This is a genomic window from Ornithinibacillus proteolyticus (assembly GCF_039581225.1).
Classification (GTDB): domain Bacteria; phylum Bacillota; class Bacilli; order Bacillales; family Amphibacillaceae; genus Ornithinibacillus; species Ornithinibacillus massiliensis.
The window spans coordinates 1-13,894 of the sequence record NZ_JBCPXV010000065.1 but is presented as its reverse complement, the minus strand read 5'-3'; the positions used below and the strand labels follow the sequence as shown (position 1 = coordinate 13,894).

Here is a 13,894-nt window from a genome sequence, read left to right as displayed (position 1 = left end):
ATGAATTCCAATTTGCTTGGGATAGGCAAGCTACATTTTTAACAGCGCAATCTAGAGCAATGTCCGAATTACGTAATCTTATTAAACAATTCAACGATCTAGCCCATGATGATGACGAACGTAAACTAAAACTTGAACTAATGCAACTAAATATAGACAAAACAAAATCTGAAATCGATAAATTAGGAGACTCTGATAAAGATAAGCCAATTGAAATTTTAATCAAGCGAAAAGGTGATGGATCATGATTGAAAAAGAAGTGAATCCACACTTTGAAAATTTTCTTTTTGATTGGAAACAGAAATTCCAGTTCTTAGTTGGTGGTTATGGCAGCAGTAAAAGTTATCATACAGCTCTAAAAATAATACTCAAATTGTTAGAAGAAAAACGAACAGCGTTAGTGGTCCGTGAAGTATATGAAACTCATAGGGAATCGACTTACTCATTATTTGAAGAAATCATTGAGGAAATGGACTTAAGCAACAGAATTAAATGCACCACTTCACCTTTGCAAGTAAGATTTCCAAATGGTAGCAAGATCATATTCAAGGGCATGGATAAACCAATGAAGTTAAAGTCTATTAACAATGTATCGTTGATATGGCTTGAGGAATGCTCTGAAATCAAATATGCAGGGTTTAAAGAATTGATTGGTCGTTTAAGACATCCTAAGCTAAGCTTACACATGATCTTAACAACGAATCCTGTTGATGAGGGGAATTGGACTTATTCTCATTTCTTTATCAAAAATAAAGGGCAAGAGGACGAAATCACTATCCTAGATGATGAGGTTCTATATGAGAAGCGTACCGTTGTAGTTGATGACACCTATTATCACCATTCTACAGCAGACGATAACCTATTCTTACCGCAAAGTTATGTCCAGGAACTTGAAAAAACTAAAGTATATGATTTAGACCTTTACCGAGTTGCTAGGAAAGGTCGTTTTGGCGTTTCTGGAACTAAGGTATTACCGCAGTTTGAAACTAGACCACACGATGAGGTAATGGCTACTATTAATGCGATTTACAAGCCATTATATCGAGCAGGGATGGATTTTGGGTTTGAGGAATCTCACAATGCACTTGTTAGAATGGCAATCGATGATAAAGAGAAGATTCTATATATCTATTGGGAGTACTACAGTAAAGGGAAAACCGATGTGGAGATTGCTGACGATTTAAAAGAGTTTACTCAAACTAAAGAAAAAGTGAAAGGTGACTCAGCAGAACCGAAAACAATTTATTACCTCCAAAAAAGGGGTATGAATATATCTGGAGCTCATAAACCTAAGGGATCAAGATTACAAAACACAAAAAAGGTTAAACGATTTACGAAAATCGTTTGCTCTAACAACTGCCCTAACACGATTAGAGAGTTAAAGAATCTCACTTACAAGAAAGACAGAAATGGAAACACTATCTATGACGAATTTAATATAGATCCTCATACTTTTAGTGCTATATGGTACGGCCTAGATGATTATGAGGTGGTTGACCTTAAAGATCATAAACAAACATACAAAGCTATACAATCACTTGGATTATAAGGAGGTGCAAGCCAATGGAAACAACTATTGTAAAAACAAACCCATTCCAGCGATTTTCAGATGAAGCTAACATGCATTATACGTACTCTAGTGCTGCTGATTTAGTTGAAAACAAGGAAGCTTTAATGAATATGATTAATCATCACGAAAGTAACCAGCGACCACGCCTAAAAGAGTTACAGGACTACTATGAGGGTAATAACACCACTGTATTACAAGACAGACGCAGACGTGAGGAGCATTTATCCGATCATAGAGCAACACACCCATTTGCTGAATACGTTTCAGACTTTATACAAGGTTTTATGGTGGGTATCCCACTCAAGACGGAATATAAGGACAAGGATATTAACGAAACAATACGAAATATCAATCGAACTAACGATGCGGATGAACATAACAGTGATTTGGTGCTTGACCAATCAATATATGGACGTGCTTATGAGTTGCTTTATCGAAATCATCAAGATGAAATAAGGTTTACCAAGCTAGATGTGATGGAAACATTCGTTGTTTATGATGATACGGTAGAAAAGTTACCAATTGCAGGGGTTAGGTATTTTAGAAATCAATTCAGCGATGAAAAAATAGTGATCGTTTATACGAGTGACAGCATTCACGAATTCAAAATCGATAACGAAGGAAAGCTGACAGAACAAAAGGAGAGTAAACATGCCTTTGGTGGCGTTCCAATCATTGAGTATAGTAATAACAGATTCCGACGAGGCGACTTTGAAAAAGTATTAAGTTTAATAGATTTATATGACGAGGCGCAATCAGATACAGCAAATTATATGACCGATTTAAACGATGCGATGCTTAAAATTATCGGAAATCTTGATTTAGATGTTGACGAAGCGAAGGATATGAAAGAGAAAAACATTCTTTTCCTTAAGATTGAACCGAGCGCAAATGGTCAACAGCAGCAAGCAGATGCAGACTATATTTATAAAAAGTACGATGTGCAAGGAACAGAATCCTATAAAGATAGAGTGAAAAATGACACTCACATGTTCACAGCAACCCCTAACATGGATGACCAGCATTTTGCCTCTAATCAATCTGGTGAGGCAATGAAGTATAAATTATTCGCGCTAGAGCAGAAAAGAGCAACCAAAGAACGATTATTCAAGAAGTCATTGCGTAATCGATACCGATTAGTTAATAACATCATGACATTAGCTGCAGAAGGGTCGTTCAACGTTAATGATTTAAGTATTACGTTTACTCCTAATCTGCCGAAATCGCTTAAGGATGAGATTGAAGCATTTACAAAACTTGGTGGAGATTTGTCAGACGAAACGAAATTGAAACTATTGTCGATTGTAGAGAATCCTAGTGAGGAATTGGAGCGAATGAGAGAGGAAATTAAAAGAAGAAGGCCAAGCACGTACGATTTCCAAAATAACCAATCTGAATCTGATGAAGAAGTGACACCAGATGGCTAATTCATATTGGCGTGACAGGGAACTCAAACATATCCAAAAATCCATCAAGAACGATCAAATGGTTATTGCTCAAATTAATGAAAAATACCAAGATGCCATTGACCTTATTGAGGAACAAATAGAAGCCTTCTACAGCCGTTATAGTGGAAAAGAAGGAATTAGTATGGAAGAAGCAAGAAAACGGGTATCTGAACTAGATATTAAACGATATGAGCGTAAAGCAAAACGGTATGTAAGAGAACGTAACTTTACTAGCCGTGCAAATGAAGAAATGCGCATATATAACTTGACTATGCAAATAAATCGTTTAGAACTGCTCAAACAAAATATAAGGCTAGAACTCATCGCGTTATCTAGTGATGAACAAAGAATCTTTTATGAAAATTTGACACGAATCGCTAGGGAAGAATACCAAAGACAATCCGGAATTTTAGGAAAAACGCTATCTTCTCCTGCTGAGAATGTTGAAGCAATAGTAAATACATCATTTCATAATGCTACTTGGTCTGATCGCATATGGTCTAATCAAGACGTTTTAAGGTCGGAATTGGACAAATTGTTGAGTAGAGGAATTATACAAGGTTTAAATCCTCGCCAACTGGCTAGGGAACTAAGGAAGGTAGTTGGTTCCAGTATCTATGAGTCTGAAAGGTTATTAATCACTGAATCCGCAAGAGTACAAGCAGATGTTTTCAAAGATAGCATGGAGCAAGCGGACTTTCATGCATATGAGTACATTGCAGAGCCTACAGCATGTCCTATTTGTTCTGCATTGGATGGAGAAATATTCAAGTTGTCAGAAATGGAAATTGGCAAGAATATGTATCCGATGCACCCTCGATGTCGATGTGCTACTGCGGGTGCATTTGATAGAGATGCTTTTGAAAAAGATTTAGAGAGTAGGGGGCTATAATGTATTTTGAAGTAAGAAGGATATCTATGAAAACACTTTATCACAAAACAATGTTTAGAATAAACGCGTTTTTGTTTGGTATATATTCAACGAAAGCCCATAAACACGCAGAATACTTAGCGGCATATGGATTTAAAGAAGGGTTGAAACAAGCAGAAAGGAAGTGATCCATATCTCCTAGCTACTGGGTGAGTAGCCTTTGTATATCGAGAGGTGGTGAGAATATGAGTTTAACTAAAGAGCAACTTATTGGGCAGTTTGATAAAGCAAGAGAAGAAAAAGCACCATTTGTCTTTGTTGGAATCGAAGCTGAGGGAGTTCAAGAAACTATTTGTATTCCTAGTCGTTCTTTCGATGAAAAACAAGCGTTTTACGAGCGCAGCTATACTGATGACTTGGTACATGTAATGAATAAAAACGTATTTATTCGCGGGTTATCTCATGGTGATTCTGAGCAATTGAATATCATTGGTTAATTTGCACCTAGCAGTTAAGCGCTGGGTGCTTTTTATGGTGGCGGAATAGGTAGACGCTAAATAAACTCGGCCCTAGTTCCAGACGGAGTAGTTGTATGTTGGGACATAATAACGGTGCATACAACATGTAAGGTGCAAATCCTTACCCATAATATGACCTAAGCAAGTCATTAAAATGTTTTTTATTTATGCCAAAAATCAATCGTACATGGGTTTTACGAGCTAAATAGAGTAAATTGCATTCAGAAAGTCGTAAAAGGGCTGTAATGGCGTTTTTGGGGCTTTTTTTAATGCGATGAAATATGGAGTGAGAAAACGTATGTGGGATAAGGAGGATACTCGAAATGTTAAAAAGTGATATTGAAAAGATGAAAAATGTTATTGATAGCAAGAACTTAATGTTCCCAGAGCCATTAAGACTTAATTTGCAATTCTTTGCTGATGGTGGAGATGGCGAAGGTTCGGGAGACGAAGGTACTGACTCTGGTGGAGAGGGAGAAGGTACTGACCAACAAGAGAAAGTAGAACTTACAGCAGAAGAACTTCAAAAGAAAATTGAATCTGAATCAGACCGTAAGTTAGCGAAGGCTCTTGAGAAAAAGCAAAAAGAGTGGGAAGAAAAACAACAAGAAGCTATTCAAAAGGCTTTAGAGGAAAAAGAACGCCTTTCTAAGCTATCAGAGAAGGAACGCAAGGAAGAAGAAATGTCCAAACGTGAAAAGGAGTTAGCAGCTAGAGAGGCAGAAATAGAGCGCAAGCAATTAAAAGCTGATGCCATTACCGATTTAACAGGCAAAGGACTTCCTTCTAGTTTTGCAGACTTTTTACTTGCTGATAATGCTGAAAACACACTCGAAAACATCAACAATTTTAAGAAAGCCTTTGATGAAGCAGTAAATGCAGCAGTAAAAGAAAAATTACGTCAAGATACCCCTCCAGGTGGCGGCGGTGGAACAGGCAAGGGCACCAATACTATTGCTCAATTGCGTAATCAAAAAGACAAACAACAAAATAAAGCCCCTGATATATGGGCGCAAAAATAAGGAGTGGAATAAATGTTTGTATCAAACAAAGTAACGTATAACAGCCAACCGGCATTTGTATCAAGCGACAAAATTGTATCTCGTACTCGCACTGCTACCCAGGACATGGGTGTGGAAGATGACAAAGGTCGCAAAATTGTAAAAGCAGGTACTGTGTATCCTGCAAATGATGGAACCGCAGAAGGTATTGTTCTGCATGATGTAGATGTAACATTTAACAACCAACCTGTTGGGGTTATGGTAGAGGGTTATGTCTATGAATCTCGCTTACCAGAAACAGTGTCAGATGCAGCAAAAAAAGCGTTAAAACTTATCGTATTTGAGGAATACAACGTAACTGAGGAGGACGAATAATTATGAATCGTACATTGAAGCTTAATCTACAATTTTTTGCAGAAGGAAGTTCTAGCAACGTTGAAAATTTTCTAACAGACCAAGCGCTACAAGATTATGTACAAAATCGCGAATATCCATTATCTGTAGGTGATGGACTATTCCCGGAAGAAAGAACAGAAGAATTCGAGATTAAATACTTGCTAGGAAGTAATGCTGCACCTGTATCTGCATCCGTACACGCTTATGATACAGAGGCACAAGTTGGCTCTCGTGATGGATTAGAAGAAATGACTATGGAGCCAGCTTTAATTAAACGTAAAATCAAAATGGGTGAGCGTTTAATTCAAGCAATGACACGCGCAAGAACTGATGCGGAAGTACAACGAGTAATTGACCGTATCTATAACGATGTTGACAACATGGTTAATTCAGTACGTACACGTATCGAACGTATGCGCTTTGAAGCTATTTCAACTGGTAAATTAACACTTAATGAAAATGGATTTACTGGAACGATTGATTATGGTGTTACTGAAGATCAAAAAACTACACTTAGTGGCGCTGATGTTTGGTCTGACCCTAATACGGATCCACTAGACGACCTAGATAAATGGGTGAACAAAATTGTTGGATTAAGTGGCGTTACACCAGAGCGTATACTTACATCACGTAAAGTGTTTAATACACTTAAACGTCATAAATCCGTTCGTAAAGCTATCTTTGGAGTAAACAGCGCTCGCCTTGTTACGAATGCGGAATTAAACACATTCTTACAAGAGCAGGGATTACCAGCTATTGCTACTGATGATAGAGTATTCCGAGTACAAAAGAATGATGGCTCTTACGCTACACAAAGGTTCTTCCCGGAAAACTCTTTAGTATTGTTACCGGGTGGAGAACTAGGTAAGACAGTATTTGGTATCACTCCGGAAGAAGCTAATATGCAATATAATAAAACAGCTACTTTTGAAAACTTTGGAAACATCGTAGCGCAAATCTATGATACGCAAGATCCTGTTGCTCGTTGGACTAAAGCTGTAGCGTTAGCTATGCCATCTTTCCCAACAGCGAATCAAATCTTTATTGCTAATGTACTAGATGGCTCTGCACCACCAGTTGATGGCGTAGAAGGCTAAGCCTAAAGGGGCGATAGCATGTTAAAAAAAATTAAAACCTTACTAAATATCCAGGACGATCTACAAGATGCTGTCCTGGATATTTTAATTGAAAATGTAACCAGTCATTTAAAGGCATTGTTAGGCAAAGAGGTGCCTACTGAACTGCAATTTATTATTGTGGAGATTGTTATTAGACGGTACAACAGGCTAGGTGCTGAAGGAATGAAGTCGGAAACAGTTGAAGGCCATAAAACTGATTTTTACGACTTGAAAGATGAATTCGTACCTTATCAAGATATAATCGAAGCGCACAAGGAAAGTAATGGCCCCGAGCCAACGGGAAGAGGAAAGGTGTTGTTCATCTAATGCGCTTTGCTGACCGTATAACGTTTGTAAAAGAGGTCGATTCTTATTACGATCCTGTAAAAGGTGAATACGTGGAAGGCGAGCCTATAAAAACAACAGTTCCTTGTAAATTGTCTGCTCTAGGTACCGAGAGAACCATACAACTGTTTGGAGAATTGGATAAAAAGCTTACTGTCGCTCGATTGCAACAACCTTACCATGGCCATGTTGATTACGTGGAAATCAAAGAAATAAGCTATGTAGATGGCATTAAGAATACAAAAATAAAAAAATATAATGTAAAACGCCAATCCGATTATCGGAAAGGCGTTTTTTACTTGGAAGGTGTCTCTAATGGCTAAAGGAATCTTGCAATTTAAAGGGGTAGTTGAACTAGCTGATAAGTTGAAGCGAAATGCTAGTTTAAATGATGTAAAAAATGTCATCAAGATGAACGGATCAGAAATGCAAAGGTCAATGGTTAGAAAAGCTAGTTTTGTAAAGGGTTATCAAACTGGTACTACGAAACGATCTATTAAGCTAATCATCAAAGATAATGGATTCACCGCACATGTAGCGCCTGGAACACACTATTCCTACTTCTTGGAAAAAGGAACTCGCTATATGGATGCGCAGCCCTTTGTTGGTCCTGCATACTATCCGCAAAAAGAAAAATTTAAAAGAGACATGAAAAGATTAATGAAGTAGGTGAGGTTAGTGGAAGTGAAGTCGCCTCAACAAGCAATTTTTGACACAGTGTTTTTAACGTCGATGAATTTAGGTTATAGGACATTCGATTATTTGCCACCAGAGGGCACTGAATATCCTTTTGTATATGTGGGTGAACAATTTGACCAAGATTTCCCTACAAAGTCAGTGATATACGGATTAGTTAATCAAACTATACACATATATCAAACACGCAAGAAAAGACGCGAATTAACGGACATGATGAATGCACTAAAAAGAGAGTTTCGCCGCATCAAACGTGCTGATAACTATAATATTGCTGTTAGAAGTGTTAATGCACAAATACTCATTGATAGTACAGCAGAAGAACCGTTATGGCACGGAATTATCGAAGTAGAATTTAGATTTAATTAGGAGGCAATAAAATGGATCCGAAACGAGCTATGTTAGAAGGTAAAAACAAAATTCTTCTTTTTCGTAAATTAAGTGAAGCTAATACAGAGGCAGCCAAGTTGTCATTTCAAACAGGTCATACTTTCGACTTTTCGAGAGATGCTGATGCGATTGTTACGAAGGATGGAACAATCAGAAAGTTAAATGAGCTAGAAAGTGAAGTTACTGGAATTGAAGCGATTCAAGCGAAAGAAGACCCGGTGGCATCTATGCTATTGGAAGCTGTTTTTGAAGGAGAAAAGTTAGAACTGTGGGAAGTGACAGTGGACGAGGATCTAAAGAACGAGGACGGAAAATACCCTGCTATCTATTGCCAAGGCTATATGACTAGTTGGAGTTCCGACAATGGTGCAGAAGATGAAGCAACATATTCGGGGGATTTTGCGATTGAACTAACGCCTCAATTCGGTTATGCCACACTTACAGATGAACAACAAGAGGCTGTTCAATATGCATTCCAAGACACTATTTCCGGTTCGCAACCACCAGAAGGAGTTGAGGGGTAATGAGTACATTTAGAGCATTAGTAACAGAGGAAGTTGCAGCTTATCGATTGCTGTCTCTATCTGGTGGTAACGGGATTACAGAGTTATCAATTACAGCAGTTGGAGGTACCCCTGATTTTGTATCAGTGAAGACATTAAAAGCTGATGAACAAGTGATCGTTACAATGAAAAACAACCCTGTTTGGGAAGTGGAAGCAGGAGAGGACTTAACAGCTGGGCAGCATGTTGAAGTTGGGGCTAATGGTGTAATCGTGGCATCAGAAGGTGAAGGTATTGGTTTTGTTGCAGAAGCAGTATCTAGTGGGGATATTGCTAAATTAGTAAGACAAGCTTCTGGTGTACCCGGTCCACAGGGTCCAAAAGGCGACAAAGGAGATCCCGGCGCTGACGGTTTCCCAAGCGAACAGCAATGGAATGATTTAGTCGCACAAGTACAAGCATTAGAGGAACAAGTTAACAGTGGATCATAAGAGAGGGCGTTAAAGCCTTCTCTTTTTAATCTTTTAAATTTGAGAGGAGAATTCGAATGAATTTTAAAATTAATGGCAAAGACGTGAAATTAAAGTTTGGATTAAAGTTTTGTAGATCACTAGATGAGGTTTATAAAGTAGATTATCAAGGATTAGAGTTTGGTATGGGTGTAAGTTTTGCATTCATGAATCTTGAACAACGCAATCCAGTTGCTATATCAGAAGTAATTAAGGCTGCATCTGCACATGTTGGATTTACATCCGATGAAATCGATGAAGCAGTAGAACAGTACGCAGAGGATAACGACGGATTGGAAAAGCTATTTAAAAACCTACTGGATGAAATGGGAAAGTCTCAGGTAGTAGCGTCAACAATCAAACACTTTCGAGAAAACGCAAAAATCGACAAAAAGGCCTAAGAAACCAATCAATCAAAACGTATGAGCAGATTATAATCAATTGCTTTCGCTATTTAGGCTATGAATCTCTTTATGATATCGAAGTTACAACGCTATATGAATATCAAATGAGAATGAAGGCTTTTAATCTAGCGAGAGTAGACAAAGATTACGATATGCATAAACAAGCGTGGATAAATCACCAGGTAACCCTTACAAAAGAACAAGGTAAAAAACAAGTCCCAATCTATAAACGATTCGAGGACTTTTTTGATTACGCGAAACGCCTAAAAGAAGTAGATCAGGATGATAAGAATGCAATCACTCCACAAATGCGGAGAATGGCAAAAATCGCCGCAAAAGTAAATAGTGGAGGGAGGTAAGGTAATTGGAAACATATTCCGTAGAGGCCTATTTAAAGGCAGTAGGCGTTGACCAATTCGCTAAAGCCTTCCAAAACGCAACAAACAGCCTTCAAGGTGTTGATAAAACAAGTAAGAAAACTAGTTTGAGCGTCGGTTCGTTAGTTAAGACGATTGCTGGTGTTGCTGCAACTGTAGGTATTTTTGCCACTTTAAGAAGCGCTGTCGGTAAAGCTTTTGACCGTATCGATACAATGGAACAATTCGAGCGAGTTATGACAGTTATGACTGGGTCAGCAAGTAAGGCTAATAAAGTACTGGAAGAAACGAGTGATATCGTAACTGGTACTGCTTACGGCTTAGACGTGGCTGCATCATCAGTACAAGGTTTTGTTACATCAAATATGGATGTAGACAAGGCTACAGAGTCCGTTGCTAGATGGGGTGATGCAGTAGCGTTTTATGGTGATGGTTCGAACGAAACATTTAACAGCGTTACAACAGCCCTAGCGCAAATGACGGCTAAAGGTAAAGTTCAAATGGATACCATGAACCGATTGGCCGAAGCTGGCATTCCTGCCATGCAGATATATGCTGATGCGACAGGAAAATCAGTTGAAAAAGTTGCGGCGCAAATGCAAAAAGGTGAACTTAGAGCAGATGAGTTCATGGATGTAATGAATGCTGCTCTAAAAAATGGTACTGCTAATTTTGGTGCAATAGAAGGCGCTGCAAAAGAGGCAGGCGCATCTTGGAGTGGTTCATTTGCTAATATGAGAGCGGCAACCGCAAGGGGAGTTATAGCGATCATTGAAGCGATTGACAAGCTACTGACTGACAACGGTTTGGAAGACATGCGAGGCATGATAGCGAATTTCGGTTCCTTCATGGAGAATACACTTAAAAATGCCGCAAAAGTAATTGAACCAGTAGGAAATGCGTTTTTCGCCCTAATCGGGTATATAAAACCCTTAATTCCATTGATATTAGGACTAGCAACAGGTTTTGGTACATTCTTTGCTATCACAAAAGTAGCAAGCGTCTTTTCAATTGCTGGTTCTTTCGCATTTTTAAAAGGCACATTAGATACTGTAGCCCCTTCTTTTATGCACTTATGGAGTGCGATGAAGGCGAATCCGATTATTGCTATTATTAGTATTCTTGTTGGTTTAGCAACCATGATTGTGTATCTATGGAAAACTAACGAGACCTTCCGCGAAATCGTATTATCTGTTTGGGGTGCGATAAAATCAGCATTTGAAGGATTAATGCCCGTTATATCAACAGTTGGTGCATTTTTTGTCTCGTTAGGAGAAGGCATAAGGTCTTTTGTCGATAGCTTAGCAACTGGAACAGTCAATGCTTTTAATAGTGCAATGGAATGGCTTGGTGACATTGTTCAAAACGTATCAGGGTTCTTTCAGCGGTTTAAAGAATCTGCTGGTGTTGAGGGTGTATTTAGTGCATTAATTGGTCCGTTGAAAACAATAGGGTTATTACTTTTGGGAGTATCGGGACCTATCGGATGGTTAATCAGCGGATTAACATTCTTAGCAACAAGAACCAACATTTTTACCGATATGTTAAAGGTATTTAAGGGTGAAATGGATTTTGGTGATGCCATAGATAACGCGGCTGAAATGAGCGTTGGATTTATCAACAACCTATCCAAAATGCTAGTATCTGCAATTGAGATTGGCTCAGATATCGTCGTAGAATTCATCAAAGGATTATCAAAATCATTGCCTAGTTTAGTTCAAAAGGGCACTGAAATTCTAACAAAATTTATTGATTCCATCGTTCAAGCACTTCCAGGACTGATTGAAGCAGGAGTAAGTGCTTTAACAACCTTAATCGATGGCATTGTATTAGCATTACCTAGCATTATAGAAGCTGGTATCGAAATTATACAAACGTTAGTAGAAACGTTTACTAGCTTGTTACCAATGCTAATAGAAGTAGGAATTACAATCCTTATGACCCTAATTAATGCATGGATGGACATGTTGCCAATGCTAATTGGGGTAGGAATCATGATTCTTACAACACTAGTCGATGTTTTTATTGAAAATTTACCACTAATCATTGATGCGGCCATTACAATACTTACTACATTGTTAAACGTATTGATAGAGAACCTACCTTTGATAATTGACGCCGGAATACAGTTATTAACTGCTTTAATCGATGGCTTGATTGAAGTAATCCCAGCTTTGATTGAGGCAGGTATTGAAATTCTTATGGCGTTGATTGACACGTTTGTAGAATTGTTACCAACGATCATAGACGCTGGAATTGAGATCTTGATGGCTTTAATCGAAGGTTTAATAGATTCTATTCCGTCATTACTGCAAGCAGGATTAGAGATAATTATTGCGCTTGCAGGAGCTCTGATTGAAGCATTACCACAGATATTTGAGGCAGCAGTAAAAATTGTGTGGGAATTGATTAAGGGTATTGGAAGTGTACTCTATAAAGTTGTAGCTGCAGGATGGGATTTAATTAAAAGTCTAGCGAGCGGTATCTGGGAAAAAACGAAGGAAGTTGCGAATGCGGCTAAGGATGTTGTAACTGACGGAGTAGATGCAGTCAAAAAGAAAGTCGATGATTTTGTTAGTGCTGGTAAAGACCTAATTGCTGGAATGATAAAAGGAATTGGTCAAAAAGCAAGGGATTTAGCTGATTCTGCTTTAAATGCTGCTAAAGACGCCGTAAATGGTGTACTAGGTTTTCTTGGTATTAAGTCACCATCTCGTTTGTTTATGGGTATCGGCGACGATACGATGGCAGGATATATTATCGGTATTGACAAAATGAAGCGAGGTGTTCAGAAGTCAATGATCGGAATTGCAAGTACTGCAAGTGATGCTATAAATGGAAATTTACCAGTGATTGATATAGCTGGTAAAGTAAATGGAATCCAAGCACAATCGCAAAGGCAAATGCGTTTTGAGTATGCAAATGAAATGACTATATCTAGGGAACCGGCGCATATTACCGTAAAAATTGGTAATAGCGAGTTTAACGCGTTTGTTGACGATATATCTAATGTTCAAGATAGAAAAGCATATAGAAAAAGAAAACTATCTAGATAGGAGGGTGTGTATGTATAATTTTATAGATACTGTAACGGCAGAAGGAAAAAGCACCCTTCTGTCGTTACAAACAATATTTAATGACCACAACCTTGATGAATTATTAACAGATAGTAACGGTAGATTTGTAACCTTATCAGTAGGTGGTAGAGGAATTTTACCAAGGAGAATTGAAAGATATAGAATGCCTCATCAAAGTGGAGAGAGAGAGAAAAGGTACACCTATGATGTTAGAGAGATACCGGTTCAATTTTTACTAGAAGATAAAACCAATAAGGGGTTTAGGGAACGTTTTAACCGTTTGAATGGATTATTAGTAGGAAGCAAAAAACGACTTGAATTTACTGATGAGCGTAAATATTTTATTGCAACATTACAAAGAGGAGAAATACCCGATGAAGAAACAAACTCAATTGTAGGGAAACTTTATTTCCTTTGTACCGACTCAGCTAAAAGGGGACAAACCAAACAACTACCCATAACAACAGAAGTAACATCACATGTAATCACAGGACAAACAGAAACACCATGGAAAGTAAGAGTGAATTTTACTGTTCCGCAATCCAGATTTACACTGGAATCATCAAACGGACTTTATATCCTACTAAACTATAACTTTATTGCTGGTGACATGCTAGAGATTGATTATGTAGGACGTAAAGTATATTTAAATGGGAATGATTTAAGAAGTG

18 protein-coding genes and 1 pseudogene are annotated in these 13,894 nt (G+C 38.1%); all 19 read left to right on the top strand.

Translation table 11 applies throughout. The features are described from left to right. A pseudogene (locus AAIB49_RS18220) lies at positions 1-248 on the top strand (phage terminase small subunit); the annotation flags it as partial. Further along, positions 245-1,549 (top strand): PBSX family phage terminase large subunit, encoded by a 1,305-nt coding sequence (locus AAIB49_RS18215; protein ID WP_343458865.1) that lies wholly within the window; start codon positions 245-247, stop codon positions 1,547-1,549. The pseudogene AAIB49_RS18220 and the gene AAIB49_RS18215, both read left to right, overlap by 4 nt. A gap of 14 nt (positions 1,550-1,563) precedes the next feature. Then, positions 1,564-2,997 carry a phage portal protein gene (locus AAIB49_RS18210; protein WP_343458863.1) on the top strand — a complete coding sequence of 478 codons (1,434 nt, stop codon included), beginning with the start codon at positions 1,564-1,566 and terminating at the stop codon, positions 2,995-2,997. Further along, positions 2,990-3,910 (top strand): minor capsid protein, encoded by a 921-nt coding sequence (locus AAIB49_RS18205; RefSeq protein WP_343458862.1) that lies wholly within the window; start codon positions 2,990-2,992, stop codon positions 3,908-3,910. Before AAIB49_RS18210 ends, AAIB49_RS18205 begins: the two co-directional genes overlap by 8 nt. Next, positions 3,910-4,077 carry a hypothetical protein gene (locus AAIB49_RS18200; RefSeq protein WP_343458860.1) on the top strand — a complete coding sequence of 56 codons (168 nt, stop codon included), beginning with the start codon at positions 3,910-3,912 and terminating at the stop codon, positions 4,075-4,077. Before AAIB49_RS18205 ends, AAIB49_RS18200 begins: the two co-directional genes overlap by 1 nt. A 57-nt stretch (positions 4,078-4,134) precedes the next feature. Further along, positions 4,135-4,386 (top strand): hypothetical protein, encoded by a 252-nt coding sequence (locus AAIB49_RS18195; RefSeq protein WP_343458858.1) that lies wholly within the window; start codon positions 4,135-4,137, stop codon positions 4,384-4,386. Between the two features lie 344 nt (positions 4,387-4,730). Then, entirely contained in the window at positions 4,731-5,429 is a 699-nt protein-coding gene (locus tag AAIB49_RS18190) for a DUF4355 domain-containing protein (protein WP_343458857.1), read from the top strand. A gap of 12 nt (positions 5,430-5,441) precedes the next feature. Next, positions 5,442-5,783: a hypothetical protein gene (locus AAIB49_RS18185; protein WP_343458856.1), complete on the top strand. Its 342-nt coding sequence runs from the start codon at positions 5,442-5,444 to the stop codon at positions 5,781-5,783. Positions 5,784-5,785: 2 nt separating this feature from the next. Beyond that, complete coding sequence (locus AAIB49_RS18180) at positions 5,786-6,901, top strand: major capsid protein (protein ID WP_343458855.1); 1,116 nt, start codon at positions 5,786-5,788, stop codon at positions 6,899-6,901. An 18-nt stretch (positions 6,902-6,919) separates the two neighbouring features. Next, positions 6,920-7,249 (top strand): phage head-tail connector protein, encoded by a 330-nt coding sequence (locus AAIB49_RS18175; protein WP_343458854.1) that lies wholly within the window; start codon positions 6,920-6,922, stop codon positions 7,247-7,249. Further along, the gene (locus AAIB49_RS18170) at positions 7,249-7,590 is read left to right on the top strand and encodes a hypothetical protein (protein ID WP_343458853.1); all 342 of its coding nucleotides are present in this window, start codon (positions 7,249-7,251) and stop codon (positions 7,588-7,590) included. The genes AAIB49_RS18175 and AAIB49_RS18170 overlap by 1 nt, the downstream gene beginning before the upstream one ends. Next, positions 7,583-7,936, top strand: coding sequence for an HK97-gp10 family putative phage morphogenesis protein (locus tag AAIB49_RS18165; RefSeq protein ID WP_343458852.1), 354 nt, complete (start codon positions 7,583-7,585; stop codon positions 7,934-7,936). Before AAIB49_RS18170 ends, AAIB49_RS18165 begins: the two co-directional genes overlap by 8 nt. Positions 7,937-7,945: 9 nt before the next feature. Next, positions 7,946-8,332, top strand: a complete 387-nt coding sequence (locus AAIB49_RS18160) for a hypothetical protein (RefSeq protein WP_343458851.1) — start codon at positions 7,946-7,948, stop codon at positions 8,330-8,332. Between the two features lie 11 nt (positions 8,333-8,343). Beyond that, entirely contained in the window at positions 8,344-8,877 is a 534-nt protein-coding gene (locus tag AAIB49_RS18155; RefSeq protein WP_343458849.1) for a phage major tail protein, TP901-1 family, read from the top strand. Next, positions 8,877-9,347: a head fiber protein gene (locus AAIB49_RS18150; protein ID WP_343458847.1), complete on the top strand. Its 471-nt coding sequence runs from the start codon at positions 8,877-8,879 to the stop codon at positions 9,345-9,347. Before AAIB49_RS18155 ends, AAIB49_RS18150 begins: the two co-directional genes overlap by 1 nt. A gap of 56 nt (positions 9,348-9,403) precedes the next feature. Beyond that, positions 9,404-9,766, top strand: coding sequence for a tail assembly chaperone (locus AAIB49_RS18145; RefSeq protein WP_343458845.1), 363 nt, complete (start codon positions 9,404-9,406; stop codon positions 9,764-9,766). A 113-nt stretch (positions 9,767-9,879) separates the two neighbouring features. After that, positions 9,880-10,128: a hypothetical protein gene (locus AAIB49_RS18140; RefSeq protein ID WP_343458844.1), complete on the top strand. Its 249-nt coding sequence runs from the start codon at positions 9,880-9,882 to the stop codon at positions 10,126-10,128. Between the two features lie 5 nt (positions 10,129-10,133). Continuing rightward, entirely contained in the window at positions 10,134-13,202 is a 3,069-nt protein-coding gene (locus tag AAIB49_RS18135; RefSeq protein WP_343458843.1) for a tape measure protein, read from the top strand. A 10-nt stretch (positions 13,203-13,212) separates the two neighbouring features. Beyond that, positions 13,213-13,894 (top strand): distal tail protein Dit (locus tag AAIB49_RS18130; RefSeq protein ID WP_343458842.1); only part of this gene is annotated, 682 nt, incomplete at its 3' end.

Excerpts from the sequence above, each read along its gene's own strand:
- AAIB49_RS18200 (WP_343458860.1), top strand. The coding sequence starts at position 3,910 with ATGTATTTTGAAGTAAGAAGGATATCTATGAAAACACTTTATCACAAA.
- AAIB49_RS18195 (WP_343458858.1), top strand. The coding sequence starts at position 4,135 with ATGAGTTTAACTAAAGAGCAACTTATTGGGCAGTTTGATAAAGCAAGA.
- AAIB49_RS18210 (WP_343458863.1), top strand. The coding sequence starts at position 1,564 with ATGGAAACAACTATTGTAAAAACAAACCCATTCCAGCGATTTTCAGAT.
- AAIB49_RS18165 (WP_343458852.1), top strand. The coding sequence starts at position 7,583 with ATGGCTAAAGGAATCTTGCAATTTAAAGGGGTAGTTGAACTAGCTGAT.
- AAIB49_RS18155 (WP_343458849.1), top strand. The coding sequence starts at position 8,344 with ATGGATCCGAAACGAGCTATGTTAGAAGGTAAAAACAAAATTCTTCTT.
- AAIB49_RS18180 (WP_343458855.1), top strand. The coding sequence starts at position 5,786 with ATGAATCGTACATTGAAGCTTAATCTACAATTTTTTGCAGAAGGAAGT.
- AAIB49_RS18150 (WP_343458847.1), top strand. The coding sequence starts at position 8,877 with ATGAGTACATTTAGAGCATTAGTAACAGAGGAAGTTGCAGCTTATCGA.
- AAIB49_RS18175 (WP_343458854.1), top strand. The coding sequence starts at position 6,920 with ATGTTAAAAAAAATTAAAACCTTACTAAATATCCAGGACGATCTACAA.
- AAIB49_RS18205 (WP_343458862.1), top strand. The coding sequence starts at position 2,990 with ATGGCTAATTCATATTGGCGTGACAGGGAACTCAAACATATCCAAAAA.
- AAIB49_RS18145 (WP_343458845.1), top strand. The coding sequence starts at position 9,404 with ATGAATTTTAAAATTAATGGCAAAGACGTGAAATTAAAGTTTGGATTA.
- AAIB49_RS18190 (WP_343458857.1), top strand. The coding sequence starts at position 4,731 with ATGTTAAAAAGTGATATTGAAAAGATGAAAAATGTTATTGATAGCAAG.
- AAIB49_RS18140 (WP_343458844.1), top strand. The coding sequence starts at position 9,880 with ATGAAGGCTTTTAATCTAGCGAGAGTAGACAAAGATTACGATATGCAT.
- AAIB49_RS18170 (WP_343458853.1), top strand. The coding sequence starts at position 7,249 with ATGCGCTTTGCTGACCGTATAACGTTTGTAAAAGAGGTCGATTCTTAT.
- AAIB49_RS18215 (WP_343458865.1), top strand. The coding sequence starts at position 245 with ATGATTGAAAAAGAAGTGAATCCACACTTTGAAAATTTTCTTTTTGAT.
- AAIB49_RS18185 (WP_343458856.1), top strand. The coding sequence starts at position 5,442 with ATGTTTGTATCAAACAAAGTAACGTATAACAGCCAACCGGCATTTGTA.